The organism is Moraxella sp. CTOTU48268 (assembly GCF_032069585.1).
Lineage (GTDB): Bacteria > Pseudomonadota > Gammaproteobacteria > Pseudomonadales > Moraxellaceae > Faucicola > Faucicola cinerea.
The window spans coordinates 24,279-51,207 of the sequence record NZ_DAMALV010000003.1; the positions used below are offsets into that span (position 1 = coordinate 24,279).

General features: G+C 45.4%; 21 protein-coding genes and 1 pseudogene. 2 read left to right on the top strand and 20 right to left on the bottom strand.

What is annotated here, in order from left to right:
• The first annotated feature begins 86 nt into the window (after positions 1 to 86).
• Positions 87 to 1,496, top strand: coding sequence for an FAD-binding oxidoreductase (locus tag RT143_RS01510; RefSeq protein ID WP_313090686.1), 1,410 nt, complete (start codon positions 87 to 89; stop codon positions 1,494 to 1,496).
• Between the two features lie 64 nt (positions 1,497 to 1,560).
• On the opposite strand, the gene RT143_RS01515 is transcribed toward RT143_RS01510, so the two are convergent.
• The 8 genes from RT143_RS01515 to purL all read right to left on the bottom strand — a co-directional run bounded on the left by RT143_RS01515 (position 1,561) and on the right by purL (position 14,276).
• Positions 1,561 to 2,178, bottom strand: a complete 618-nt coding sequence (locus RT143_RS01515; RefSeq protein ID WP_313090802.1) for an LOG family protein — start codon at positions 2,176 to 2,178, stop codon at positions 1,561 to 1,563.
• A 411-nt stretch (positions 2,179 to 2,589) separates the two neighbouring features.
• Entirely contained in the window at positions 2,590 to 4,980 is a 2,391-nt protein-coding gene (locus RT143_RS01520; protein WP_313090687.1) for an ATP-binding protein, read from the bottom strand.
• A gap of 325 nt (positions 4,981 to 5,305) precedes the next feature.
• Entirely contained in the window at positions 5,306 to 5,899 is a 594-nt protein-coding gene (locus RT143_RS01525; RefSeq protein ID WP_313090688.1) for a TPM domain-containing protein, read from the bottom strand.
• 105 nt (positions 5,900 to 6,004) lie between these two features.
• Positions 6,005 to 7,276 (bottom strand): TPM domain-containing protein, encoded by a 1,272-nt coding sequence (locus tag RT143_RS01530; protein WP_313090690.1) that lies wholly within the window; start codon positions 7,274 to 7,276, stop codon positions 6,005 to 6,007.
• A 184-nt stretch (positions 7,277 to 7,460) separates the two neighbouring features.
• On the bottom strand, positions 7,461 to 8,186 hold the full coding sequence (locus RT143_RS01535; protein WP_313090692.1) for a LemA family protein: 726 nt from the start codon (positions 8,184 to 8,186) through the stop codon (positions 7,461 to 7,463).
• 283 nt (positions 8,187 to 8,469) lie between these two features.
• Positions 8,470 to 9,120 (bottom strand): YceI family protein, encoded by a 651-nt coding sequence (locus RT143_RS01540; RefSeq protein ID WP_313090694.1) that lies wholly within the window; start codon positions 9,118 to 9,120, stop codon positions 8,470 to 8,472.
• 176 nt (positions 9,121 to 9,296) lie between these two features.
• Complete coding sequence (locus RT143_RS01545; protein WP_313090696.1) at positions 9,297 to 9,992, bottom strand: YceI family protein; 696 nt, start codon at positions 9,990 to 9,992, stop codon at positions 9,297 to 9,299.
• Between the two features lie 276 nt (positions 9,993 to 10,268).
• Entirely contained in the window at positions 10,269 to 14,276 is a 4,008-nt protein-coding gene (gene purL, locus RT143_RS01550; protein WP_313090698.1) for a phosphoribosylformylglycinamidine synthase, read from the bottom strand.
• A gap of 395 nt (positions 14,277 to 14,671) precedes the next feature.
• On the opposite strand from purL, the gene RT143_RS01555 reads away from it, so the two are divergent.
• Positions 14,672 to 15,133, top strand: a complete 462-nt coding sequence (locus RT143_RS01555) for a pyridoxamine 5'-phosphate oxidase family protein (protein WP_313090699.1) — start codon at positions 14,672 to 14,674, stop codon at positions 15,131 to 15,133.
• 144 nt (positions 15,134 to 15,277) lie between these two features.
• Here RT143_RS01555 and pgsA read toward each other — a convergent pair whose 3' ends face one another.
• The 12 genes and pseudogenes from pgsA to RT143_RS01615 all read right to left on the bottom strand — a co-directional run bounded on the left by pgsA (position 15,278) and on the right by RT143_RS01615 (position 26,889).
• The gene (gene pgsA / locus RT143_RS01560) at positions 15,278 to 15,952 is read right to left on the bottom strand and encodes a CDP-diacylglycerol--glycerol-3-phosphate 3-phosphatidyltransferase (protein ID WP_188874815.1); all 675 of its coding nucleotides are present in this window, start codon (positions 15,950 to 15,952) and stop codon (positions 15,278 to 15,280) included.
• A gap of 612 nt (positions 15,953 to 16,564) precedes the next feature.
• The gene (locus RT143_RS01565; protein WP_135889443.1) at positions 16,565 to 17,302 is read right to left on the bottom strand and encodes a sulfite exporter TauE/SafE family protein; all 738 of its coding nucleotides are present in this window, start codon (positions 17,300 to 17,302) and stop codon (positions 16,565 to 16,567) included.
• 24 nt (positions 17,303 to 17,326) lie between these two features.
• A complete protein-coding gene (locus RT143_RS01570) occupies positions 17,327 to 17,818 on the bottom strand; it encodes a molybdenum cofactor biosynthesis protein MoaE (protein WP_065254023.1) in 492 nt (163 codons plus the stop codon).
• A gap of 37 nt (positions 17,819 to 17,855) precedes the next feature.
• Entirely contained in the window at positions 17,856 to 18,119 is a 264-nt protein-coding gene (gene moaD / locus RT143_RS01575; RefSeq protein WP_313090701.1) for a molybdopterin converting factor subunit 1, read from the bottom strand.
• Positions 18,106 to 18,603: a cyclic pyranopterin monophosphate synthase MoaC gene (gene moaC / locus RT143_RS01580; protein ID WP_313090703.1), complete on the bottom strand. Its 498-nt coding sequence runs from the start codon at positions 18,601 to 18,603 to the stop codon at positions 18,106 to 18,108. Before moaC ends, moaD begins: the two co-directional genes overlap by 14 nt.
• A gap of 128 nt (positions 18,604 to 18,731) precedes the next feature.
• A pseudogene (gene moaA, locus RT143_RS01585) lies at positions 18,732 to 19,739 on the bottom strand (GTP 3',8-cyclase MoaA); the annotation flags it as partial.
• On the bottom strand, positions 19,739 to 21,025 hold the full coding sequence (locus RT143_RS01590; RefSeq protein ID WP_313090708.1) for a molybdopterin molybdotransferase MoeA: 1,287 nt from the start codon (positions 21,023 to 21,025) through the stop codon (positions 19,739 to 19,741). The pseudogene moaA and the gene RT143_RS01590, both read right to left, overlap by 1 nt.
• A 9-nt stretch (positions 21,026 to 21,034) precedes the next feature.
• On the bottom strand, positions 21,035 to 21,724 hold the full coding sequence (locus RT143_RS01595) for a nucleotidyltransferase family protein (RefSeq protein ID WP_313090711.1): 690 nt from the start codon (positions 21,722 to 21,724) through the stop codon (positions 21,035 to 21,037).
• Complete coding sequence (locus RT143_RS01600; RefSeq protein ID WP_313090713.1) at positions 21,708 to 22,802, bottom strand: XdhC family protein; 1,095 nt, start codon at positions 22,800 to 22,802, stop codon at positions 21,708 to 21,710. The genes RT143_RS01595 and RT143_RS01600 overlap by 17 nt, the downstream gene beginning before the upstream one ends.
• A 21-nt stretch (positions 22,803 to 22,823) precedes the next feature.
• Positions 22,824 to 25,247: a molybdopterin cofactor-binding domain-containing protein gene (locus tag RT143_RS01605; RefSeq protein WP_313090715.1), complete on the bottom strand. Its 2,424-nt coding sequence runs from the start codon at positions 25,245 to 25,247 to the stop codon at positions 22,824 to 22,826.
• Positions 25,244 to 26,287 carry an FAD binding domain-containing protein gene (locus tag RT143_RS01610; protein ID WP_313090717.1) on the bottom strand — a complete coding sequence of 348 codons (1,044 nt, stop codon included), beginning with the start codon at positions 26,285 to 26,287 and terminating at the stop codon, positions 25,244 to 25,246. The genes RT143_RS01605 and RT143_RS01610 overlap by 4 nt, the downstream gene beginning before the upstream one ends.
• Entirely contained in the window at positions 26,284 to 26,889 is a 606-nt protein-coding gene (locus RT143_RS01615) for a 2Fe-2S iron-sulfur cluster-binding protein (RefSeq protein WP_313090719.1), read from the bottom strand. Before RT143_RS01615 ends, RT143_RS01610 begins: the two co-directional genes overlap by 4 nt.
• Positions 26,890 to 26,929: the final 40 nt, after the last annotated feature.

Consider the following 26,929-nt stretch of genomic DNA (forward strand, 5'->3'; position numbering starts at 1 on the left):
TGTCAAAATTTATGCCGTTAATTATGCTATGATAGAGCCTCAAAAACCTTTTCAATCTGTATAAAAATATGGGTAAAAGCCACGCCATGACTGCTAATCAGACCGCCATCCATACGCTCATTGAACAACTACATCAGCAAGGATTTGACGAACACCAAATCAAAACCGATGCGGACAGTTTGGGCTTTTGGGGCAAAGATTGGACCAAGCATTTTGAGCCAAATGCCAGCGCCATTGTCTTCCCAAAATCCACCCAGCAAGTGCAAGCCATCGTCAAGCTATGTAATGCGCTTAACATAGTCATCACCCCAAGCGGTGGACGGACGGGGCTATCGGCAGGGGCAGTTGCCGCCAATGGCGAGGTAGTGATTAGCCTTGATAAAATGCACCAAGTATTGGGCTTCTACCCTGCAGACCGTATGGTGGAAGTGGAAGCCGGTATCGTCACTAAAGCGCTGCAAGACTTTGCCGAACAGCAAGGGTTATACTATCCCGTGGACTTTGCGTCAGCCGGTTCAAGCCAGCTTGGCGGCAATATTGGCACCAATGCCGGCGGCATCAAAGTCATCAAATACGGCATGACCCGCAACTGGATTTTGGGCATGACCGTGGTGACAGGTAAAGGCGATATTTTGCACCTCAATAAAGGCATGATAAAAAATGCCACCGGTTATGACTTGCGTCATTTGTTTATTGGGGCAGAAGGCACCTTAGGCATTGTCACTGAAGTGCAGGTCAAACTTGAGCGTCAGCCCAAGAACCTAACCGTCATGGTGCTTGGCGTGCCAGAGTTTGCCAATATCATGCAAATCCTGTCAGCCTTTCAAAGCAAAATGGATTTGACTGCGTTTGAATTTTTTGATGATGTCGCCGTTGACAAGTTACTTGCCACAGGGCATGTGCAAAAACCGTTTGAAACCGATGCGCCATTTTATGCGTTACTCGAATTTGAAGCGCCCTACGAGCCGATTATGGACATGGCGATGCAGATTTTTGAAGACTGTATGAGCGAAGGCTGGGTGCTTGATGGGGTAATGAGCCAATCGATTCACCAGGCCCAAGAGCTATGGAAACTGCGCGAGTATATCTCTGAAACCATCTCGGTATTTACCCCGTACAAAAATGACATCTCCGTGCTCATCAGCCGCGTGCCAGAGTTTATCGCGGATATCGATGCCATTGTTAGCCAAAACTATCCGGATTTTCAAGTGTGCTGGTTTGGGCATATCGGCGATGGTAATTTACACTTAAATATTTTAAAACCAGAGAACCTTAGCAAAGACGAATTTTTTGAAAAATGCCAAGTGGTCAACAAGTATGTGTTTGAAACGGTGCAAAAATACAACGGCTCTATCTCAGCGGAGCATGGCGTGGGCATGACCAAAAAGTCGTATCTTAATTACACCCGTCCTGATGAAGAAATTGATTACTTACGCGCCATCAAGCAAGTCTTTGACCCCAATGGGATTATGAATCGTGGTAAGATTTTCGACTAGATAACCAAAAAAAGGATACAAAAAAAGACCTTTAACTGAGGTCTTTTTTTTGTCGCTCACAGGGTTAGATTTTATTCACATTCAGCGTGTCTGGCATGTTAACAATCGGTTTGAGTAGTTCAATGGCATCGGCGACAGTATTACAAACGATTAATCTTTGTAAATCTTCTGGTTTCATAAAACCTTGCTCAGCGGTAAAGTGTAAATGTTCAACCAATTTGTCATAAAAACCATTGATATTGAGAATAATCATCGGTTTTTCATGTTGATATAGCTGTCGCCAAGTGGCAATTTCCATGATTTCCTCAAGCGTACCAAGCCCACCTGGCAAGGTGATAAAGGCACTAGCATACTCTGCCATGATGGCTTTACGGGTATGCATGGTATCGGTCAAATGCAAACGCGTCAGCCCGCCATGCGCCACTTCCCGATCCATCATAAACTCAGGAATCACACCCACGGCAATGCCGTTTTCTTCAATCACACCATCGGCAACCGCGCCCATACAGCCAATCACCGCACCGCCATACACCAGACCTAACCCCGCTTCAACCAACCCCCTACCCAACTCATGCGCCGATTGGACATAGACAGGGTCATTGCCTTTGCGAGAGCCGCAATACACAGCGACTAAGGGAACATCAATATCATGAAGTTTGACAATTTGTGCAATATCGCTCATTTCTTTACTAGTAATAATATCTACGGGTGTCATGCTTTTTCCTTTTAATGTGTTGTCATTATAGGTCAATCATCCTACAAATTGGTGAACGCACCCTAGGCGCAGCGTATCTCATTTTGGCTACATTTGGCGCATAGGCATTATAATTGGTGCAGTTGGCAAAAAATAAAGCAATGGCTGTTAAAAAGCCATCAATGAAAGGCTGAATAAGAAGGGCTTGATAACAAAAATAAGCTATCAAAAACCATCAAGTAGATATCCTAATAAGTATGATGGGCATTGGCAGCGACGCCATTGCCACTGGCATAATGTTGGCGAGAAAATATTGGGCTTGCTGTTCGTATTCAGACGTTGGGGGCATACCGCATTCCGCGAAATTTGATGGGGTCAAAAGGTTTATATTGCGTCTATTTATAGCGGCTGATACAACACGCCGACCAACAACACCGTGATATCCTTCGCTGCTGGGGCAATCTGTACAGTATCAAGTGCTATTGACTGAGCATCATACGTGGTTGCCAAGCTGTCGATTTGGCTTTGTAACTGCTGCCCAATGCTGTCTAACTCCTGCTGCAGCTGCTGGCGAATCGCATCAAGCTCTGCGACGGTTTGTTTGTTGGCATTGATATCGCCCACCGAGTTCATGGCACGTTTGACGTTATTGATATTGGTCTGTGACAACGCCTTGCGCCCCATAAACGCCCCTAAGACCGCAGAGCCAATACTAACCCCTGCATCCAGCCAGCCTTTGCTCGACTCAGCGGCTTGTTGTTGGTATTTTTCATTGGCGGCTTGCAGTTTTTTGGCTAGCGCGTCTTGTTTTTTAGCAAAGCTATCTCGCAGCTGGGCAATGGCGATATCACGCTGTTCATGCAGCGGTACGATGAGCCGATTGCGGAAGGCTTCTTCGCTCTCTGCCACTTCGCTATACAGCTTTAAACTATCGACATACCACAGATTTAACACTTGCTGCTGACGGATGGCTTCTTTCACCGCTTTTTCCCAAGTTCTCCATGATGCCTTGTCGAGCGCTTGGGTAGGCAATTGTTTGAGCACAGCGGGTTGGTGCGGAGCCGATTGTAACTGCTCAAAGGTCAAATCACTTAAAATCGCTTGATGCCAATTTACCACCAACGGCGGCTCACCAAATGCTGTGGTTAATAATAGCTGCTGCTGACTTTGGGCGCCTGATTTTTTGTCATTAAAAAATACCCGCGCATAGGCAAAGGCAGTAGGCTCATAGAAGGTTTGCCCATTGCCCGCCATGTCTTTGGGGGCATAATACAAGCCCACATCCTTGGGCAAGGCCGGCGGCTGACTCATGGTGCTTGCTAATGGATTGATGTCAGGCGTGGTGGCTTGAGCTTGCGCTGGGTCGGTAGGGGCGGCTTGGCTATTGGCTTTGAGCTGTGCTATGGCTTGTTTGCTAAGCGGTCCTGATAGGTAGTTGAGCGTGAAGCGGGTACTAAAAATCACAGGGCTGGCGTCATGCACATTGTGCAGCAAAAATTGGCGTTTACCGAGTTTATCAAACCACGCATTGAGCGCCGCTTTGTCCAGTCCACTGCTGCCGCTGGCAGAGAGCAAGCCATCCATCACCCGTTTACGGTCTTGAGCAGTCTGCAACCGTCCGATAAACCAAGTACCCGCGTTGGATAATGCTTTGTAATCCAAGTCCACTGGGTTTTGGGTCGATAACACAATCCCCAAACCAAATGCACGCGCTTGTTTTAGTAGGGTCAACAGCAATATTTTGGTCGGTGGATTGCCAATCGGCGGTAAATAACCAAACACTTCATCCATGTACAAAATTGCCCGCAAGGTTGAAGTGCCTTGCTGACGGCGCATCCAGCCCAATAAATTGGTGAGTAACAAGGTGACAAAAAATAAACGCTCATCATCGGATAGATGCGCAATATTGAGCACACTGGTTTGTGCTTTGCCGTTTTTATCATAAAAAAGTGCGCCAGCATCCAGGGGCATGCCTTTGAGCCAGCTGGCAAAACTCGGCGATGCCAAAAGCGTGTTGAGCTTCATCGCCAGTGCGCCACGGTCTTTATCCGCAAATACTTGTGACAGCGGCAGGATGCCAATTTTGTCAAACGGTGGCGTTTGGATTTGGGTAATCAAATCCACCAAGGTTAAAGTTTGGTTATTGTCCCAGGCGTTTTTAAGTAGTTGTGCCAAAAACACATGCTCTGGGGCAAGGTTATCCCCATCGACTTTTAATAGCAACAACAGTGCCGACACTGTCGCATCGATATACTCCGCATAGCTTTCGCCATCATTTTTGACACTATCGGGCGGCGGCACGAGATTGCCAAGTAGCGCAATGGGTAAGCCATTCTCGCTACCTGGGGTATAGACACTGACACGATTGGCGGCTTTGAGTGCTTGCACACGCTCAGGGGTTTGAAAACTGTTGCCAAGCCCTTGTTGCCAGTTTTCTGCGGTTTGTTTGGCAAACTCTGCCACACTCATACCCGCTTGATTTGCCATGCCGCTATCAATCCACGGCTCAAAGTCACTGGCTGCCAAATTTGGGAACGTCAATGCCAAATTGCCCAAGTCACCTTTGGGGTCAATCGCAATCACCGGAATATTATCCAGCGCAGCTTCTTCCAGTAAGCTAATCCCCAAACCCGTCTTACCCGAGCCTGTCATCCCGATAATCACCGCATGGGTTGTTAAGTCAGCTGCATCATATAGGGTTGCTTGACCTTGTGTACACTCTGGGTACACGTCTTGACCGAGATAAAATTGACCGATACTATCAGCAATATTATTGGTGAGCGTTGGCATGGAATTCCCTCAAAATTTTTATAAGTAATGATTTATCGCCAACATGACGACTGGTCTAATTGTCTAACAACCTGAGTGGCGGTATGTCGGTTTCATTATATGTAAAATTTTATCATTTCACCTAGCAAAATTTGTCGATTCTTTTGTCGAGCCTTAATGCAATTTTTTAGCGCCAAAAAGATAATCCTTAATAATTTTTGAAGTTTACCCGCTTACTCTTGGGCATTAAAAGTTTAGCAATAAAAGCTGAGCAATAAAAAAAAGCGATGAGTGACATCGCTTTTGGTAGGATTGCATCATCGCACTATGCTAAGTAAGTTTAAAACTACTTTATAAAAATCATCTTGTCAGCGATTTCGTTGCCGCTTGGGTCATTGTCTAATTGGTAATATTGATGCAACAGTTGACCGACATCCGCTAGCAATGCCATCAGGCTTTCCACAGGATGATTGGCTTTAATACCTTCGATAGCCTTATCGCACATCGCTTGCCACATGGTTGGCATCACATGGCTATTGATGCCTCTATCGGCGACAATCTCCAGACGCCGCTCACAGATATTAAGATACACCAATACCCCAGTATTATCCTGCGTATCCCAGACGCGATAATCCCCAAAAACTTCGATCGCTCTGTCTCGGCTGTTTTGTAGCCGTGCGGACGAAATAGGCAAATGATTCTCAATCACTAGCACCACTTCGCCGCGATGCCCTTGCTCAGCTTCGGTAATTGCTTGATTTAGCTGTTGTTGGGCAGTAGGCGTTAACCAGCGATTGTGCAGGCTAGGTATAAACGCAACTTGACGCCACCATCTAGCCCAACTTGGCACAGTGGTAGTCACTGTCGCCATCGGTGAGGTGTAAGCAATGGTTTCTTCGTTGGCACCATTCGTTACAGTTATTGGGTCATTTGTGCTCATGAAAATTCCATAGAAAATAATGAAGTATATAGTTGATGATAAGGGGTAAAGTTAACACAATTTTTTCAATAATTTTTTATTAACTAGCCGATTACTGACTACTGATTACCAATCGCCACCAGCGCCGCCGCCGCCAAAGCCGCCACCGCCGCCACTAAATCCACCACCGCCAAAGCCGCCACCACCAAATCCACCGCCGCCAAAGCCACCACCCGGTAGGAAAACAACTTCACCGCCACCTCTACCCCCGCGACCACCACCGCCACCTCGAAATAGCAAGAATAAAAAGACAATAAATGCCACAAATATACTACCCAGTAAACCTGCGCCAAAGATTGTACCAAGCGTTACAATGCCACCTGCCGTAGCAATCGAACCAAAAAACCGCCCTAATATACTGGTCAAAATCATGCCAGCGACAAAGCCAAAAAAGCCTAGGAAAATAAGCGGTATACCGCCCTCTTGATTTGACTGGGCATTGCTATTGGTATTGACTCGATTGGCATCCGCTTGCTTTAAAATAGCAGGATCGGTCGTCAAGCGTTCTTCAATGCGATTAATCCCCGATGTGATACCCCCGGCATAATCGCCTTGTTTAAATCTTGGGGTTATGTCATCGCTAATAATGCGTTTAGCGACGGCATCTGGAATGGTACCTTCAAGACCATAGCCCGTTAAAATATACATTTTACGGTCATTGACGGCCACAACCATCAACAGCCCCTGATCGGTGTCTTTTTTGCCCAGTTTCCAGCGATCAGCAACTTTCATTGAATAGTCAAAAATATCCTCGCCATTGGTGGTTGGTACAATGACCACGGCTGCTTGCGCCAAGCCGCGGTCATTAAGACTACGCAGTTTGGTTTCAATCGCTTGTTTATCACTGGCAGATAGAATTTTTGCTTCATCAATGACAGGGTTATTTAGGATTAGTTTATCAGCGGCGACAGGGGCTTGGGTTGACTTTTTAGGTATCGTAGTCGTTTGGGCATTGGCGGTAGCTGTTGCCTGATTGCCAGTTGCTTGGGTGCTACCTGGTATCGGCAGCGCATCATTGCCTAACGTCTCTTTAATTGCATCATTATTGAGTACAGCATCATTGAGCGCTTCATTGGTTTGTGCGGTTTTGGCAATCGCAACCATGTCCTCAACACTATGATCTTGTAATGTGGGCTTAGCGGTAACGGTTGCGGAATTGGCTGTCGCTGTGGCGGTTTCTGCGACGGCTGCCATAGGTATTGCAAGCCCAATGCCCATGGTCAGTGCAGTAAAGGTACTTAATAGCAACCGCTTGGCTAACAAACGAGACGACAATTTTTGCGGCTGTTTATGGGAGCGCTGTAAATTGGGCTGTGTCTGTACAATATTCAATGACACCTGTGTTTCCTTAAAGTAGGCAATTTTTTTATTATGATGTCGTCAATTCAACAACTATTTTAAAAAATTAGAAAATCAGTCTGACAATTTATGCAAATCTTATTCAATGAGCCTGCCACCGACTGATAGCAGACTATTTAAAAAAATCTTCTTAACTTTTAACCATACAGTTAACAATGGTGAATTAGGGTTTCGCTGTCGCAGTAGCCGAATTATTTACAGGCTGACCACCGGCATTGGCAGTGTTACCACTGTTTTGCACGGGCTGACCGCCTGCATTTGCGGTGTTGGTATTGTTATTGCCAAAATCAACGGTTGGTGCAGTGGAGATTTGCGCCTCATTGGCCACGGTAAAGTTTGGACGGGTATGCATACCAAACACTTTTGCGGTGACATTGGTTGGGAATTGGCGTACAGTAGTGTTATAAGTTTGAACGTCTTGGATATAACGACCACGTGCCACGGTAATGCGGTTTTCGGTGCCTTCAAGCTGTGCTTGTAACTCTTGGAATTGTTTGTCCGCTTTTAGATCAGGATAGCGCTCTGACACTGCCATTAAGCGCGATAACGCACTGCCCAATTGATCTTGCGCTTGTTGATAGCGTTGAAAAGCCGCTGGGTCATTGAGTACATCGGCACTCACATTGATAGTCGTTGCTTGTGAACGCGCTTGTGTGACCTGTGTTAAGGTCGCTTGTTCATGCTGGGCATAACGCTCAACGACTTTGACCAAGTTTGGAATCAAGTCAGCACGGCGCTGGTATTGGTTGACTACTTCTGACCATGAGGCGTTGATTTGCTCATCTTGCGCTTGCATAGAGTTATAACCACAACCGGTCAGATTGGCAGAACCCACCACCAAGGCTGCGGCTAATAAGGTGTTTTTTACTGTGGTATTGAATGATTTCATAAGTTTTCCTCAAAAATAAATTAAATAAAGCGATGTTTAGGTTTTTGAAAATTATGAAGCTATGTGCGGATACTGTAAATTTACGTTTTGTATAGTGCTGTATGGTTTTGTATCAAATCGCAGACTTATTAAAGTCGGCTTAGCGGCTTAGAATAGTTAAATATCGAATAGTTAAAAAACGAATAGCTAAAAATTGAATAGTTAAAAATTTGCAATCAGCGTGCCATAAAAAAAGACCAGCCAACGCTGATCTTTTTGATTACTTTCATTATTCGCTAAAAAATTATTGCTGGGCAGCTTCAATTTGAATGACTAATTTCACCTTTTTACTCACACCCATTTTGACATAACCATCAATCCCCCAATCGGTACGGTCAATCGTGGTTTCAAAATCACCACCGTACACATATGCCATGAGTAACGGACTTGGATAGCTATTAAATTTGCTCGCTGTCAACGTAATAGGGCGAGTTTTTTTGAGCAAAGTTAAATTGCCTTTAATTTGGTGTAATTTACCCTTTTTAAAGATAAATTTGGTAGAGGTAAAGTGGGCAGTTGGATATTTATCTGCATTAAAAAAGTCTTTACTTTTTAAGTGTTCATCAAACGCTTTATGACCTGTTTGCAATTTTTCCAACGGAATATCAAGGTCAATTTGTCCTGTTTGATTGTCGGGGTCAAATACCATGTCACCTTCCAAGCCATAAAACCCACCATGATTGGTCGAGGTACCAAAATGGTCAATGCTAAATCGCACATTGGTGTGCATCGGGTCGAGTTTATAGTTGATTGAATCAGATTTGACGATTTCTTTGCTTACTGCTTTTGCGCCTAAGCTAAAAGTTTTAGCCAAGGCTTTTTTGGTCAAAATGGCAGTGGTTGCCATGCCTGCAAGTTTGGTAAGTGTCCCTAAGTTGTTAGTTTTATCTGTCATCAACTTTCCTTATTATTAGTCGTTAAAAATTGCATGAGTTTGAACATTTTAACTTATCAATTGCATCAAGCTGTGCAAAGAGTGTTGGCAAAGTTCAGCATTTGTGAAATTATCTATCGTAAAAACGTAAAAAAGCCAATGCGTTAACATTGGCTTTTGGGTAACGCTAAGCAAGCTTATTGTTGTACCGCTTCAACTTGGATATTGAGTTTGACGTCTTTAGCAAAACCCATTTTGACATAGGTATCCATGCCCCATTTGGTGCGGTCAATGGTAGTCTCAAAATCACCTCCACATACTTGCGCATTTTTCAGCATTGGGCTGTTGTAGCAGTTGAATTTAGTGGCTTTTAGGCTGACTGGGTTGGTTTTGCCCAATAGCGTCAAGTTACCGTCAACTTTCGTTACTTTGCCATTTTTGAAATGGAATTTGGTTGATTTAAAATTAGCCGTTGGGTATTTTTCAGCGTTAAAGAATTCAGCTGATTTTAAATGGTTGGTAAAATGTTCGTTACCCGTGTCAAGACTATTGACAGGAATGTCAACGTTGATGCTGCCTGTATTTTTGGCTGGGTTATAATTCAAGTCACCCGTTACGCCGTAGAAACCACCTTGGTTGGTCGTTGTACCGAAGTGATCAATCGCAAAACGTACATTGGCGTGGTTTGGGTCTAGCTTGTAGCTGGTGATGTTGCTTGGCTTAACTTTTTCTACTTTGGCGGTTTTAGGCGCTTTTGTGGTCACTGCGGGTTGAGCCGCGGTTTCACCAACTTTTTGCGTTTCATCGTTTTGCGAGATAACCAATTCTGCATTGGCAAATTGTGTGGCTAACAACGCTGTGATAGCGGTAGTGGCTAAAAGTTTGCTATTCATGGGGTTTTCCTCGATATATTATAAGAGTTGTGTGGACTTACAAGGCATTGTTAATGAAACTTAACTTAGTCTATGTAGGATTAAGTTATTATAACATATACCTTTCCCTTGTTATCGTTTATTGTTTGTAAATTGTTGCTAGTTTTTGACCGAGCCAAGGCTTTCATCGTGAGAGCCTTTGTTACCCAGCCTTTATTACTGTAGATGAGTTAGGTTAGTCATTAAAAAAGGATAGCTTTTGCCATCCTTTTATAAAAAAATCAACTATGTTAACTTTTATCTTAAGAATGCCCGAGCATTTCTAAACATCCGCATCCACGCCCCGTCATTGTCCCAAGCTTCAGGTTTCCAGCTGTGGTTATATGCCATCAAATTGCGCTCTGGGTGTGGCATCATCAAGGTCACACGCCCATCGGTACTACAAATCCCTGTCACCCCTTGCGGTGAGCCATTTGGATTGAGCGGATAATGCTCGGTTGGTGTGCCGAGACTGTCCACATAACGCATCACAATTTGCCCATGTGCGCTCATCCCTGCGATATCGGTATCGCTCAACGTTGCAAAGCCTTCGCCATGTGCCACCGCAATCGGTAGAATGCTCTCTTGCATACCTTTTAACAGCACCGACTTGGTACGTTCAATTTTCACATTCACTGTGCGCGCTTCAAACCGTGCTGATTTATTGGCGATAAAACGGGGGAAATTCTCTGCGCCTGGTATCAAATCTTTAAGCTGGCTCATCATCTGACAGCCGTTACACACGCCAAGCGAGAAGGTTTCTGGTCGGTTAAAGAATCGCACAAATTGCATGCGTAGTTCGTCATGGAACAGTACCGATTTCGCCCAGCCAGCGCCAGCGCCAAGCACATCGCCATAACTAAAGCCGCCGCAAGCCACGAGCCCATCAAAGTCACGCAAGTTGACACGCCCTTTGAGCAAATCACTCATATGCACATCGACGGCTTCTAGCCCTGCGCGTTTAAAGCCTGCCGCCATTTCTAGCTGACCATTCACGCCTTGCTCACGCAAAATAGCGACTTTGGGCTGTACGCTGCGGCTATTGATATAGGGGGCTTCAATCGCTTGGTTGAGATCATAATTGGCTTGGGCGATTAGACCTTGATGGGATTTATCACCAATCAAATCAAATGCTTGTTGTACGCATTCGGGGTTGTCACGGTTTTTGGCGATATGGTAGCCCACTTTGCTCCATTCTTGCTCAAGCTCGCTACGCTCAAAACGTAAATTTTGCGTGGCGGTTTGGATGAGTAAACTGTCTTCATCGGTGCTTTGACCGATTAAGCTTAACAACTCGCTGACGCCTGTGGTTTCGGCAAGCGCTAACAACTGAGCCACCTGATGGGTTTTGACTTGAATCACCGCACCGAGTTCCTCAGCGAACAACTGACCGAGCAAATTGTCATCAGATAACACCAATTTCACGCCTTGACGACTGGTGAATTGCATCTCAGCGATGGTGGCAAGCAAACCGCCATCACCAATGTCATGATATGCCGTGATTAAGCCTTGGTTGTTAGCTTGCTGGATAAAGTTAAAAAAGTTGATTAAATCTTGCGGATTATCTAGGTCTGGGCAAGTATCGCCCAGTTGGCTTAGGGTTTGGGCAAGGATTGAGCCACCTAAGCGGAACTGACCTTTTGATAAGTCTAAACGATAAAAAGCGGTTTCGCCAAGCGCTGAGCTGGTTAGCAATTCTGGGGTTAAGGTCTTGGTGACATCTTGCACAGGGGCAAAGGCAGTGATAATCAGCGACATCGGTGACACCACAGACTTGTTTGCTTGCTCATCTGACCAATTCGCCCGCATCGACAAGCTGTCTTTACCCACAGGAATGGCAATGCCAAGTGCCGGACAAAGTGCTTCGCCCACGGCATACACTGCATCAAACAACGCTTGGTCTTCTTTATCTTCACCACAGGCTGCCATCCAGTTCGCCGACAAGGTAATATCTGATAGCTTGGCGATATTTGCCCCTGCGATATTGGTAATGGCTTCGGCAACGGCAAGGCGCGCAGATGCGGCAGGATTAATCAAAGCAACTGGGGTACGCTCGCCCATACTCATGGCCTCGCCTGTCATCGGTTTGCCATCGACAGGGATGAGAGCAGAAGCGGTAACAGCACAGTCCGCCACTGGCACTTGGTAACGTCCAACATATTGGTCACGTACTACCATACCCGTGATAGAACGGTCGCCAATGCTGATTAAGAAAGATTTACTGGCAACCGTTGGATGACGCAGCACGTCTTTGACCGCTTCAGCCAAATCGACTTTATCAAGATTTAACGCTGTCAAATCTGGCGTGCTACGACTAAAGCTACGCTGCATTTTTGGCGTGCCACCGAGTAGCACTTGTAGTGGCATATCGACAGGCTGTTGGTCACCTTTGTTGTTCAGTAGTGGGTCATTGACCACCAACTCACGCACGTCAGTCGCTTCACCCAAAATCGCATACGGGCAACGCTCGCGCTCACAGATACTATCAAATAGTTCACGGCTCTGTGGACGGATTGCCAACACATAGCGCTCTTGGGCTTCATTTGACCAAATCGCCATTGGCGACATGCCATGCTCAAGCGACGGCACTTTACGCAAGTTTAACACCGCACCAAGTTCATGGTCATTCACAAGCTCAGGCATGGCGTTTGACAAACCCCCTGCCCCCACGTCATGAATCGACACAATCGGATTGTTATCTTCATCTGGCTGGTTTCCTGCCATTGCCCAGCAGCGGTCAATGACTTCTTGACAGCGACGTTCCATTTCGGCATTGTCTCGTTGCACCGAAGCAAAGTCCAAGCCTTCATCAAGCTCACCACTATCCACCGAACTTGCCGCCCCACCGCCCAAGCCGATTTGCATGGCAGGACCACCGAGCACAATCAGCAAGTCGCCTTGTTGAATCGGATTTTTCTCGACCAAATTGCGTTTGATATTGCCATAACCGCCTGCAATCATAATGGGTTTGTGATAGCCACGCATTTGGCTACCGTCTTGTTCGGCGGAGGTGTCAAGCTGAAATGAGCGGAAATAACCGACCAAATTGGGACGACCAAATTCATTAGAAAATGCCGCACTGCCCAGCGGGGCTTCGGTCATGATTTGCAAAGCAGACGCCATACGCTCTGGTTTGCCATAGTCAGCGGTCGAGACTTGCCCTGCCTTTTCCCATTTTTCGGGCATGTCGGGCAACTGCAAATGCGACACATGAAAGCCTGCCAAGCCTGCTTTTGGCTTACCGCCCCGCCCTGTCGCCCCTTCGTCACGGATTTCCCCGCCTGAGCCTGTCGCCGCTCCCGAATACGGGGCAATCGCCGTGGGGTGATTGTGGGTTTCTACTTTCATCAAAATATCAATCGGCTCTTGGTGAAAATCGTATTCCAAGTGGTTATTTTGAGTGTTTAAAAGCGGATAAAAACGCTGTCCGTCATGTCCTTTGACCACCGCAGCATTGTCTTTATAAGCGGATAAAATATCGTTGGGATTTTGCTCGAAGGTATTTTTAATCATGCTAAACAAGGATTTTGGCTGTACTTCCCCATCAATCGTCCATTGCGCGTTAAAAATCTTGTGGCGGCAATGCTCCGAGTTGGCTTGGGCAAACATCATGAGCTCAACATCGGTCGGATTGCGCTTCAGCGCATTAACATAGGCATCCATCAAGTAGTCAATATCTTGGCTCGATAACGCAAAACCGAACTCACGGTTGGCGGACTCTAACGCTTCACGCCCTTTGCCCATCACATCGACATGGTTGAGCGGTGCTGGCTCGTGGTCATCGAATAAGTGCTGAGCCTTTGCCAAATCATAAAATAGGCTTTGGGTCATGCGGTCGTACAACATCATCTCGATATCATGCGGTAGCTTTTCAGGCAAATTTTCGCCTATGAGCGTATACACCACCAAGCGCTCAACACGTTCAATCGCTATCTCACAATTGTTAAAAATGTCCGTCGCTTTACTTGCCCAAGGGCTAATTGTACCAAAACGTGGGCTGACGATAATTTGCAGCGCCTCTTGGTTTTCATTTTGATTCTCACCTTGGTTTTCATCTGGGCTTGCTTGATTGAGCGCGATTTCGTCACCATGATTGAGCAAATCTACCGCTTTTCTATAATCGTGTTCTGCCAAATCTTTAGAAAAAATATAAACTTGCTGGCTTTTTAAGTGAGTGATTTTGAGATTGGTTTTTTGGCTAAGGGAATTTAGCAGTTTGGTGGTTTGAAAATCGGTTAAAAATGGGTGTCCAGCGATGATAGTCATAGAAAGTTCCGCTTGCTTCGGGAAAAGTTGGGAAAATAACAGAAAAATTTGCGGCTATTATAGCATTAAACCCACGGGCGTATCACTTGTCTTGATGGTGATAGACTGTCATTTCACGATGTGTTTTTTCTAAAGTGCCTTTCAATTGCGTTACCTTGCGATAACATCATTAACGGTTTTATACCAATTATTTGCAGCTTTTCGACAGATTTAAACAGCCAAAGCCGATATTATCGTCCAAGTTAATGACTTTAACCCAGTTTTGACGTAACTTTTTAACCAGTTAGCAATAAATTTTTTAGTATTAACTTTGAGACGTATAATAACCATATAATAACAAGGACCTTCTCATGGCAGATCTCACCAAAGAGCAACATATTTAAAATATTAATAAAGTGATTAAAGGCGTCAAATATGCAATGATGACCACCATTACTGCAGACGAAAAACATTTACATGCGTGCCCAATGACCACCAACAAAAATGAATTAGAAAATGGTAAAATTTGGTTCATCGGCGATCGCAAGTCAGAAACTATCAAAGACTTGGAAAAAAACCCACAAGTCAACTTATCTTATACCTCAAGCGACCAAAAAGACTTTGTATCTATCAACGGTACGGCTAAGCTAGTTAATGACAAAGCCAAACTAGATGAGCTTTGGAGTCCAGTCTATGCAGCGTTCTATGAAAAAGGCAAAGAAGATCCTAATGTGCAAGTGATTTGTGTTGAATGTAACGGCGCGCAGTATTGGCTAAGCGGTAACACGGTGGTGAATATGTTTAAGATGGTATCCGCGGCTGTCCAAGAAGGTAAAACCGCAGAAAATCTGGGTGAAAACCATTCAGTGACCTTTTAATTATTGGCTTTAAAAAAATATCACCCCAGTTTTTTAACTGGGGTTTTTTATGGGAAGTTTTTAGCTAAAAATTATTTTAACATAATCCGTTTTTTTAACGTCATCAGCTTTTTTAAAGTCATTAGCTTTTTTTAAAGTTATCAATTAAGGCTGTTTTAGATAGGGCCATGCCGCTTTTAGATAAATAAACATTGACCATAACGTCAACACCACTGAAATGACCAATAGTAAATACCCCGTCATCTCAAGCGACTCCCAATTAAGTAGTAACACCGTAATTGCCACCATTTGAAAAGTGGTTTTCATTTTGCCCACATATGACACTGCAACGCTGGTACGATTGCCCAGCTCTGCCATCCACTCACGCAAGGCAGAGACAGCAATCTCACGTGAGATGATAACAATCGCTGAAATCGCCATGACAATATCAGGATGCCACTGCACCAAAATAATTAGCGCGGCCGCAACCATCAATTTATCTGCCACAGGGTCAAGAAACCGCCCAAATGCCGATGTCATATTGAGCTTGCGGGCAAAGTAGCCATCTAACCAATCGGTAATTGCCGCCAAAATAAATACAGCCGTCAATAAAAAGTGGCGTAGAAGGCTATCGCTAAACTGATACATACCGATGTTGGCAATTGCATTATCACTAATGGCGCTCTGTCCAATCCCCATCGCAGGTGGCCAATAAGCAATCGCCACAAACAGTGGAATCATCACGATGCGCGCAATGGTCAAGTTGTTGGGCAAGTTAAAAATACTGCCCGAGGCAACAGGGGGGTTGGCTGTCTCGTCGGTCACTGGCTTATCGGTCATGGGATTTTTCGTTCATTATTGTTGTAGGGCGCGGCGTAACGCTAATTTTAGTTGAAATAATTATAACGGTTCTCAAAGTAATGTCATTATTTTTTGCCAATAGTGCTTGTTTTTGTCATACTTTTCAACAATTAAACCGGCTTACCCTATTGATTTTATGGTATTTTTTACTAAATATGTCATTGTATAAAAAACACTTCAAAAGTAACAGGGTGTAATTAGACAGTCAAAAATTTAGACTTTTATTGCTATGATAACGTCCGACAACGAAATAATAATAACAATAAGACTTATTTCGCTATTAGCAAATTTTGCTGTTGTCAGGTTTATTGAAATTTGAATGCTTTGTACCCAATTCATCAGTCATAACGTATTAATTTGCGAATTTTTTTATCAATTTTTTATCATACAGTGATTGGAAAATTTTGATAAACCGCGTTTATTGTGAAAAATTTTCAGACTTTTAACACTTACTTGTGCTTTTCCTCAGCCCATTGCTCACCTCCTGCAATGGGTTTTTTTTATGGTTCAAGCAGTGGCATGAGTGAATGCTGCAATTCACTGCATTTTTTAAGTTGGTACTAGATGCATCGGTTGGTATCTACCTAAGCATTAAAAATTTGCCAACATTTTCAGCCCTGCAATGACTAACACCAGAGATAATAATTTATTGAGCATGGGGTCGGCAAGGCGTTTGCTACCATAAGTTGCGCCAATAAAACCCCCTACACAAACCGCTACAAGCCAAATTGGTAGTTGATTTGGCAGTTTCGCCCCTGTCGATAACACACCAAACAAGCCTGAAATTGAATTCACCAAAATAAACCCCGACGCTACACCTGCGACAACTTTAGGGCTTGCCCAACGGTTAAACAATAAAATTGGACTTAAAAACACACCACCGCCCACTCCCGTCAATCCCGAAAGCAACCCTAAAACCGCCCCCACGATTGCCAAAATCCATTTTGACACCTGTTTTAATGGTTGCTCGCTGGTGAGTTTTTTGGCAAAGATAAATGAATAAATAGCCGAAAAAATCAGTACCATCCCAACAATCGGCTTATATAAATGACTGGGTAAATGGGTCATTCCCCCGATAAACGCCATCGGTACCGCGGTAATAGCAAGGGGAATAAAAATTTGCCAAGAAAAGTTTTTTGCGGAATAAAATCGCCAAAATGCAATGATGGACACCAAAATATTAAGACATAGCGCAGTAGGTTTCATCATACTTGGCGCAACGCCGACTAACCCCATCATCGCAAGATAGCCCGATGCACCGCCATGCCCGACTGATGAATAGAGCAAGGCAGAAATAAAAAACAGCACGCTTAATAGGGTAGTTGTCATTGCTTGTTAACCATTACTAGAGTATTAACCATTATTAGAAAGCCACAGACTCTCAGTGCTGTCGGCATAAAATTCTTGTTTCCACACAGGAATATCCGCTTTAATCGCATCTAGTAGCCAACGACACGCATCAAATGCAGGATAACGGTGGGCAGCCACCACCCCAATCCACACCGCCATCTCACCAATCGCAAGGTCGCCAACACGGTGTATGGCAATGGCGTTTTCGATATCAAACTGGGCTTTGGCTTGTTCAACCAGTTTTTTGCCTTGATTGAGTGCCAGTTGCTCGTAGCCGTAATAAGTGAGTTTGCTAACAGGGCGAGCGTTATTGTGATTACGTACCCAGCCTTCAAATGTCGCTAACGCCCCGCAAGTATCGCTCATTAAGGTGTGTTTAAGCCGTCTGTCGTCAATGGCTCGGTCAATTAACGCAAAGCCGCTAGTAATCACGGTTTGGTAGGCTTGGTCTTCACTGATGCTAATGGTGGATGAGCCTTTATGCAATGCATTCATGGTTTTCTCTATATTGTTTAAAGGGCGTACGTGATATTCAACCACCTGCTACAGGCGGAATAAAGGCGACGATATCACCATCTTGAAGCGGCGTTTGCCAGTTGGTAATATGGTGATTGATTGCCACAGCAAGTTTGGTTTGGGCGAGTTTAAAACCGTATTGTGCGCTTAACGTTTGGTAAAGCTCGGTCAAGTTATCACCGTCAAAGCGGATCGTTTCTTCGTCTTTCCCTGCTTGTTCAGCAAGGCTTGCAAAGTATAAGATGGCTAAATTTTTCTCAGACGCGCTAGGTGTTGGCATAGTCGGATTTGCCCCCTGTTTTGGTGAGTAACTTGATATCGCTGATGGTGATGTCGTGAGATAATGCTTTGGTCATGTCGTAAATCGTTAGGCAAGCCACCGACACAGCGGTTAAGGCTTCCATTTCCACGCCTGTTTTGTGGGTGACTTTGACAGTGGCAGTGACGTGGATTGAGCAGTTGTTATCATCATACTCAAAGCCGATTTTTACCCCATCGAGTGGCAGCTGGTGGCAAAGCGGAATCAGCTCGTGGGTGCGTTTGCTTGCCATGACCCCTGCGATATGCGCGGTCTGGGTGATTGAACCTTTTTTGGTGATACCATCGGCGGATTTTATCACTTGGTAACTGTCGCTAGGGAAAATGACTTGCCCTACGGCGGTGGCGGTGCGTTGGGTTATCGCTTTGCCCGACACATCGACCATGGCGATATCGCCGCGTGCGTCTAAATGTGTCAGGTCTAAGGGAGTTAATTGTGTTGTCATGTTTTGGATTTTCACCCCTCAAATGTGGCACAAAATTATATCAACGTATACGCTTATCAAGCTGAACTTGGATGAGTAAATTTTTCTTAAATTTGCCTATTTTATATTTTCAAAAAAGCCGCCATCGATTAACCGCCAATCATCGACAAATTCGCCATGATACCACTGTCGTTTTGCTTGAGTAAATGATGCTCGGGCTTAATCGGCATTAAACTTTGCAAGGCATGAACCAATCCATCGACATCGCCATTTGCCAAAAACCCTCGCACATCATAACTGCCATTATCAAACAAACACAAATGTACTTTGCCTTGGCTACTCACTCGCAGGCGATTGCAACTGTCGCAGAACTGCGGGGCATAAGGCTCAATCAGCCCAATGCCACCGACATAATCGGCATGGCGATATTCAATCGCAGGGCCTGCATCGCTTGCTCGACGTTGGGATTGCCAACCATTTTGTAATAAAAAATCTTTGATACGCTGACCACTGCTATGTTGGGCAAAAAATAAAGCTTTATTATCCGAGGTTTGCATAAACTCAATAAAACGGTAAGTGACAGGGCGATTTTTGACAAAACTTAATACGGATTGCAAGTTATCAAAGGCGGTGTCTGCCATCAAAATACCGTTGAGTTTTAGCTTAATATCGGTAGTTGCTAGCAATTTATCGATGTCTTGTAACAGCGTTGGCAATATATCAAAGCCGGTGATTTGTTTAAAAATGGCGGGGTCAAAGCTGTCGATACTAATGTTAAGCTGATTTAGCCCTGCCGTTTGCCAGTCGGATAAATGCTTGGCAAGCCGATAGCCGTTGGAGCTAACCGCTACTGTTTGGATGCCTTGGGTCTGTTTGGCAAGTTCGATGATGCGCGGTAAATCTTGTCGAATCGATGGCTCACCCCCCGTCAGCCGCACTTTGGTGGTACCTAGTTTGGCAAAGGCTTGTATTAAAACATCGATTTCGGATACAGAAAGCTCGTTGTCAGGGCGTTTACCCGCGTTGGCAGTATAGCCATTGGGCAGACAGTAATGACAGCGAAAGTTGCAAAAATCGGTAATCGACAGGCGTAAATAGCTTAACTGGCGATGAAAATTGTCCACCAAATTTAATGAAGAATGTTGCGAAGTCATCGTTAGCTAAAGTTCCAACTAAACGGCTGCACTGTCACTATTTCGCCTGCTTTTACCCCTGCATTGTCTTGGGGTAATACAAGCAAGCAATTGGCGTGGCTAAGCTGTTTTACACGGTGGGAGTCTTGGGCAGATAAAGGGGTTACGCTAAAACTGCCGTCTTCATGTTGGCAAAAAACCGCTCGCTGGTAATCTTGGCGTCCTGCTCGCTTTTTTATGTCATGGGTAGTTTTGGCAAACAGTTGCAGCGGTTTTGGGATATCTGATTGTATCGCGCCCGATAGTTGCCATAGCGCAGGTTTGACAAAATTAAGGCAGCATACCACGGTAGATAGCGGATTGCCGGGTAACCCAAAATACATGACCGTTTTTTTATCTTGCTCAAATTCCCCAAATATAAAAGGTTTACCTGGTTTCATCGCCACTTTGTAATGGTGAATTTTGCCAAGCGCCTGAATAACTTGGGTTAAAAAATCATAATCGCCCACCGATACACCCGCAGTAGAAATAATCACATCACATTCGGCTATCGCTTGCTGAACAGTGCGGCGAGTGGTTTCAAGGTTGTCAGGGACAATGCCATAATCTTGAATCGCAATCGGCAACTGCTTTAATAACGCTTTTAGCGTGGGCGTGTTGGAATTATAAATTTGGGCGAGCGTTGCCAGCGGCTGCCCCACGTCCACCAGCTCATCACCGGTGGCAATAATGCCAACCGTGAGTGGCTGAAATACCGGAACGCTATCCACGCCTAAATTGGCAAGTAAGCTGATATCGGTGGGGTTTAGGCGTTTACCAATCGTTAAAACGGTTTCGCCTGCTTGCACTTCCTCGCCTTGGCGGCGAATATTTGCGCCCACTTTAGCGGTTTGGGTCAAGCGAATGTGATAGGCTTGGCTGTTATCCAAACTGGGCTGAATGTCGCTAAGGTTGGTGTCTTCCTGCATCACTACCGTGTCGCAGTCATTTGGCACCACCGCGCCGGTAAAAATTCGCACGCCTTGATTGGGTCGCAAACGACCGTTAAAAGGTTTACCCGCCCCCGATTCACCGATGATTTCAAGTTGGCTATCGTGGTCAAGATGGCTACCCGTAGCTATCGCAAAACCATCCATGGATGATAGATTTTGGCGGGGAATATCAAAGGATGCGGCAATATCTTGGGCTAAAATGTGGTTTTGCGCGTCTAACAAACCCATTGTTATTGTCTTTACTTCGCCCAGACGCGACGTTAAATAGTTCTCTAGGCGCTCATTAATCGCTTGTTTTAGTTCATTGACAGAAATCATCAGGTTGTCTCAATTAAAGTGTTGGGTCGGCGGCAAAAGGTGATAGGCTGTTTTTAGCTGCTCAAATTGTTCTAAGGTATCAATATCTTGGCTTAAATGCGGCAACGGTATTGGATAAAGCTGATAAACCGTACCATCGGTGGGCGAAACGATAGCAGTTTGATGTTGCCATAACGCCCGAAAACCTTTATCGCCTTGCAACTGATGCCCAAATGCTCGCAAAAAACCCCAAGGTAAATTGACGGGAATCCCCCAAATTGGTTGATTGTTATCACCATACTCACTCACAATCAGCTGATGGTCCTCAACATTTTGGCTTAATAGCCTCAAATCATCGAGGGTTATCGCCACTTGATCAACAGTCAAAAACAAAATCCGCATCGTAGCACTTACTGACTGTTGTTGTAATGTTGTCATTGCATACTGAATCGATTGCGCCATCCCTGTTTGCGGCGTTGGATTATCAACGACTGTGACGGCAAATGGTGCAACTTCATTGTATAACGCTTTAGATATTGGGTTATCAAGTTTTGGCAAAACCACCAACACTTGATAAGGCTGCAATTGGCGTGCCAGTTGAATTTTTTCAGCCAGCAAGGTTTGATGATTTTTTACAATCAGCTGCTTGGCAAAACCAAGACGCTGGCTCAATCCTGCCGCCAAAATCACCACGGTTAAATTGCTAGGCGTGACGCTCATGATATACCTGTTGAATTTGGGCAGTGATAGATAAAGCCACCGCTTCGGGCGTATCCCCACCGAGCGCTAAACCCACAGGATAGAACAAATTAGCAGATTTCACCAGTTGATAACCATCGTCAATCTCACTAAGCAACTGCTCAGTGCGATATGTGGGCCCTAATTGCCCAATAAAAAAAGGCGAATTTTGTGCTTTAAAAGCTTGGCTGAGCCATACTCTATCTTGACTCAGACTATGGGTCATTATCACCACAGCGGTCGGCTGCGGTGACTCAAAAAAAGTCTGCACAGACTCAGCCTCATCAAGGGCAATCTGCACAAAATTGGCGTGAGCCTGCCCGCGATAACGGGCAATGACATCCAAACGACTATCAATCACCGTCACCTGCCAGCCTTGCAAATTTGCCATGGTCATCAAAGGTAAACAATCTTGTCCCGCGCCAAAAATTAATAATTGTAGCGGTGGTTGTAGCGTTTCTACAAAGATGCTCAGTTGTTGCGATTGTTTTTGATACACATGCAACATAAAGCGACTTTTACGGCTGGCAGCGACTTGATTAACCAATTGCCAATCTTGCTGACCCAATTGCGACAACTGAGTCAAAGGCAGATGCTGTCCAACCACAAACTCATCTGAGTTTGAGGTGATAACTGTAGCCAGTGTTTGTGGCTGTTTTGTCTGTTTTAAGCGCTGAAAACAGGCAAATAATACAGATTGCTCATTCAAAACCAGACGTTCAAATAATACTTGAATGACGCCTTGACAGCCAAGCCCAAAGCCTTCTTGCTCATCACTGTCATCAGCTACCTCATCTTGTGATAACTGGCTATCGGTTGCGGTATGATAGGTTTTGAGCGTTGCCCCATGCCGGGTGAGCCAAAAAGCTCGCTGAACCAAGTGTTTTTCAAGACAACCGCCACTCACCATACCTATAGATTGACCATCGGCTAAAATCAACATTCTGGCGCCAGGTTGCCGATAGGCTGACCCTTCGACACTCACCACGGTGGCTAGTACCGCCTCACTGTTAGGCGACAACTGCTCAAGGGTATCAAAAATATCAAACAAGTGGTTCATAGCAAATGACAGTGTACCCGATTATAGTAATGGCAACTGGTACAGCAGTTTATCCAAGGTAATGGGATAGTCTCGTACTCTAACCCCTGTGGCATTAAAAATCGCATTGGCAATGGCTGCCCCTGCCCCTGATAATGCCAATTCACCTATGCCCTTGCTGTGGAGCGGATTGGCATAAGGGTCAGTTTCGGGTAACATTATTACCTCTAAGTCAGGCACATCAGCATTCACACACACTTGATATTCGGCTAAATCGTGATTACATAGACGACCATCACGTTTGTCATGGTGAATTTGCTCCATCAAGGCAGCCCCTATACCAAAAACCATACCACCAAAGCACTGCGAGCGTGCCGTTTTTTCATTTAAGATACGCCCTGCGGCAAATGTGCCTAGCATACGGCGAACCCGAATTTCACCGGTTACCCGGTGTACCCCGACTTCAGCGAACTGTGCGCCATAGCCTGCATGACGGTATTCTTTTTTGGTTTTACCAGGTTCGATTTCACCATTAGCTACCAAGCCATGAGGGGCATATTGCTGCAAAAAACTGCTCAGCGATAACTGGGTATCGCCTTGTTCCCAATCGAATCCATTATCAAGATTGTCTACAGAGACCTCGGCACTAAGCCCTGTTTTTTCTGCTAGTTTATCCAACGTATCAGTTAACATATGGTTAATTTTTTCGCCAATTTTTTCAGCTAGGCTAGGGTCATGCTCAAATTGTCTATATAGATTGCCTTGTTTAAAGCCAATGCTATCGGCATGCAGCCCCACACTCTGGGCAATCTTTTCTCGTAGCGCTTCACACGCCAGATAAATAGAACTACCAGCGCTTGAAGCTCCCCAGCTACCGCCTGAACCTGCAGCAGGCGGCAGATCGGTATCACCAAGTTTGACCTCGACGTGGTCAATCGGTAAGCCTAGCATATCGGCAACCACTTGCGCAAAAATAGTATAGCTACCTGTACCGATATCAGTCATGTCAGTTTCGATACGAGCCAAGACCCCAAGCGGTTTGTCAGAGGGTAACAGACTCACACGGGCTTGTGAGGGTTTTAATTCGTTGCTACGCGCGGCGCACGCCATCCCATAGCCAATTAGCCAATCACCCTCAAGGCGACTCGCGGGCGTTTGTGGGCGTTTATCCCACCCAAAGGCTTTTGCCCCTTGCTCCATACACGCCAGCAATTTTCGGGTGCTGTAGGGAATTTTTTTGCTTGGGTCTTCGCTCGGTTCATTGCGTTTTCGCAGTTCGATTGGGCACAGCTTCAGTGTATGCGCCAGTTCGTCCACGGCACATTCGAGTGCCAACTGACCCACCGCTTCGCCAGGGGCACGCATAGAACCTGTTAAGGTAAAATTCATGCGCGCCATTTCGTATTTGATTTGGCGATTGTCACCGCCATACAAAAAGTGGGTAGAGACCGCCACTGGCTCAAAAAACGTTTCTGACGGTAAATTGGTGACAATGCTATTATGAATAATGGTATGGATTTTACCATCTTTATCCGCCCCCAATGCCACCCGTTGTTCGGTGTTGGTGCGTCTCACGGTAGTTTCCATGACTTGCGGTCGGGTCATGTTCACAAGTACGGGGCGTTTTAATTCTTTAGCCGCAATGGCTGCCATCACCGACTCTGGTGAAATACCGAGTTTTGAGCCAAACCCGCCACCAACATATGGCGATAGCAAACGGACATCGTCTTCGGGCATATCTAAGGCTTTGGCAAGTTGTATTTTGGAAGAGGCAAGCATTTGGTTAGAAGTATGAAGGGTTAGCTTACCCTCAAACCAACGCGCCAACGAACTGTGCGGCTCCATCGGCATGTTACTTTGGCTAGGTGTGGTATAAATCACATCGACTTTGACCTCTGCTTGCTCAAGCGTTTTTTCAGGTTTGCCAATGTCGTCACTTTTATCGGTTACCCAATCAATAAATTGGGTATGCTTTTTTTGCTTGTTAAAGTCAAAATGCCCATGTTTTTCATCATTTTCATAGTCAATTTGTAACGCCTTCGCGCCTTCTTGAGCCGCTTCTAGGGTTTCTGCGACCACCAAAGCAATCGGCTGTCCATGATAAAAAACTTCACTTGCGCCTTGCACAGGCGCCATTTTGACACCCCCTTGTTGCGGGTTGCGTAAAAACAGCGGGTCATGAAACACCCCAATCACACCTGCAACTTGTAAGGCGGTATCTTTATGTACTTTTTTTACCTTGCCTTTACCAATGGTTGCGCCGACCATCACCCCATGACACAAGTCGTCAAATTGGTGCTCAGCAGTATACGTGGCTTTGCCTGCGACTTTTAGGTGTCCTTCAATACGGCTCAGTGGTTTGCCAACGAGCTTGCTATCGGTCGTATCTAGCCGTGACTCGACAGGCTTGTCCATGATCAGTTTTTTTTCAAGGGGCGATTCGCCAAAAATTTGTGTTAGGCTCATGCACTCACTCCACTACTTAAAGGACTTGATTGATTGGGTTGTTGTAACGCACGCTGCACAACATGGTGTAAAAGACGTTGTACTAGCACGGTCTTGTATTCGGTTTGTTCATCGGTTTTTGCTTCTTTGAATAGGGTTGCCACCGCAAGCTCAATACTCACGGCATCGCCCGTGCTACCAATCAGTATTTTTTCAATTTCGTCATTTCGCCATGGCTGACTGCCAATACCGCCAAATGCAAGTCGCACATTGGTGAGTGTATCATTATCATGCTCAATCACGGCAGCGACGGACACCAAAGCAAAGGCATATGAGGCACGGTCACGCACTTTGTCATAGCTATGCACGCCTTTTAAGGGTGGCGGTAGAATGATATGGGTAATCAAATCACCTAGATTTAAGCAAGTTTCAATATGTGGGGTTTGCTCAGGTAAGCGATAAAATTCAGCGATAGGCACTTGGCGGGTTTGCCCGTCGGCTTGCTGGATAACAATGACGGCATCGAGTAATCGCATTGCCACCGCCATATCTGATGGATGGGTGGCAATACACTGCTCGCTTGTGCCTAAAATTGCCAAATTCTGATGAAGACCTGCTTTTGCCCCGCAGCCAGAATTGGGCTCACGCTTATTACACGGACTATCAGGCTGATAAAAATAGTAACAACGGGTACGCTGTAGTAGATTGCCACCGGTACTGGCTTTGTTACGCAGTTGCGGCGATGCACCCGATAACAAGGCACGGGCAAGCACCGCATAATCTTGACGAATAACAGGGTGAGCCGCTAATTCACTGTTACTGACCATAGCGCCGATTTTTAACCCACCTCCTGGCGTGGCTTCAATTGTATTAAGCGGCAAACGTGAAATATCAATCAGCTGTGTTGGCTGTTCGATTTCGAGTTTCATCAAGTCAAGTAAATTGGTACCCCCAGCGATAAAAAACGGACGCTGCGCCTCAGCCAAATGCCCCTCAGCTAAAGTGGCTATTTTGATTGCGTCATCCACCGAGTTGGCGCGCTGATAATCAAACGTTTTCATAGCGACACTCCTGTAGCCTGAGTAGCTGCTGTCTGAGCGGTCACCTTATCTGTCTCTGCCGAAAAACCTGTTTCTTGTAATACTTGTTTAATAGCTCGCACGATGTTGGGATATGCCGAGCAGCGACAAATATTACCGCTCATACGCTCAGAGATTTCTTTATCTAATTGTTGCTTAAATTGCGCTGTATCGTTTGATAAAGGCTGCATCAAATCAGCTGACACATGACTTGCCCAGTTTTGGCGTAACTCTTCAATCATCGCTTTGGTCGAGCAAATTTGCCCAGGGGTACAATAGCCACATTGAAAGGCGTCATGTTCCAAAAACGCTTGTTGAATCGGGTCAAGCGCTTCAGGTGAGCCAATGCCTTCAATGGTCTCGATGTTATCGCCCTCGTGCATGACCGCTAGGGTCAGACAGCTGTTGACCCGCTGACCATTAATCAGCATGGTACATGCGCCACACTGACCGTGGTCACAGCCTTTTTTGCTGCCAGTCAAGCCAAGATGATTGCGACAGACATCTAGTACCGTGGTGCGTACATCTAGATTCGTCAAAGTATGTTGTTGCTGATTGATAGTAAGTGTTAAGGATTGTGGCATAAAGCTGCTTCTCGTCTAGTTGTTATGGGTTTATTGGTAA

What these genes read in the sequence shown, in the direction of transcription:
- RT143_RS01510 (WP_313090686.1), top strand. Translation starts at nt 87, where the DNA reads ATGACTGCTAATCAGACCGCCATCCATACGCTCATTGAACAACTACAT.
- RT143_RS01515 (WP_313090802.1), bottom strand. Translation starts at nt 2,178, where the DNA reads ATGAGCGATATTGCACAAATTGTCAAACTTCATGATATTGATGTTCCC.
- RT143_RS01520 (WP_313090687.1), bottom strand. Translation starts at nt 4,980, where the DNA reads ATGCCAACGCTCACCAATAATATTGCTGATAGTATCGGTCAATTTTAT.
- RT143_RS01525 (WP_313090688.1), bottom strand. Translation starts at nt 5,899, where the DNA reads ATGAGCACAAATGACCCAATAACTGTAACGAATGGTGCCAACGAAGAA.
- RT143_RS01535 (WP_313090692.1), bottom strand. Translation starts at nt 8,186, where the DNA reads ATGAAATCATTCAATACCACAGTAAAAAACACCTTATTAGCCGCAGCC.
- RT143_RS01540 (WP_313090694.1), bottom strand. Translation starts at nt 9,120, where the DNA reads ATGACAGATAAAACTAACAACTTAGGGACACTTACCAAACTTGCAGGC.
- RT143_RS01545 (WP_313090696.1), bottom strand. Translation starts at nt 9,992, where the DNA reads ATGAATAGCAAACTTTTAGCCACTACCGCTATCACAGCGTTGTTAGCC.
- purL (WP_313090698.1), bottom strand. Translation starts at nt 14,276, where the DNA reads ATGACTATCATCGCTGGACACCCATTTTTAACCGATTTTCAAACCACC.
- pgsA (WP_188874815.1), bottom strand. Translation starts at nt 15,952, where the DNA reads ATGACCGATAAGCCAGTGACCGACGAGACAGCCAACCCCCCTGTTGCC.
- RT143_RS01565 (WP_135889443.1), bottom strand. Translation starts at nt 17,302, where the DNA reads ATGACAACTACCCTATTAAGCGTGCTGTTTTTTATTTCTGCCTTGCTC.
- RT143_RS01570 (WP_065254023.1), bottom strand. Translation starts at nt 17,818, where the DNA reads ATGAATGCATTGCATAAAGGCTCATCCACCATTAGCATCAGTGAAGAC.
- moaD (WP_313090701.1), bottom strand. Translation starts at nt 18,119, where the DNA reads ATGCCAACACCTAGCGCGTCTGAGAAAAATTTAGCCATCTTATACTTT.
- moaC (WP_313090703.1), bottom strand. Translation starts at nt 18,603, where the DNA reads ATGACAACACAATTAACTCCCTTAGACCTGACACATTTAGACGCACGC.
- RT143_RS01590 (WP_313090708.1), bottom strand. Translation starts at nt 21,025, where the DNA reads ATGATTTCTGTCAATGAACTAAAACAAGCGATTAATGAGCGCCTAGAG.
- RT143_RS01595 (WP_313090711.1), bottom strand. Translation starts at nt 21,724, where the DNA reads ATGAGCGTCACGCCTAGCAATTTAACCGTGGTGATTTTGGCGGCAGGA.
- RT143_RS01600 (WP_313090713.1), bottom strand. Translation starts at nt 22,802, where the DNA reads ATGAACCACTTGTTTGATATTTTTGATACCCTTGAGCAGTTGTCGCCT.
- RT143_RS01605 (WP_313090715.1), bottom strand. Translation starts at nt 25,247, where the DNA reads ATGAGCCTAACACAAATTTTTGGCGAATCGCCCCTTGAAAAAAAACTG.
- RT143_RS01610 (WP_313090717.1), bottom strand. Translation starts at nt 26,287, where the DNA reads ATGAAAACGTTTGATTATCAGCGCGCCAACTCGGTGGATGACGCAATC.
- RT143_RS01615 (WP_313090719.1), bottom strand. Translation starts at nt 26,889, where the DNA reads ATGCCACAATCCTTAACACTTACTATCAATCAGCAACAACATACTTTG.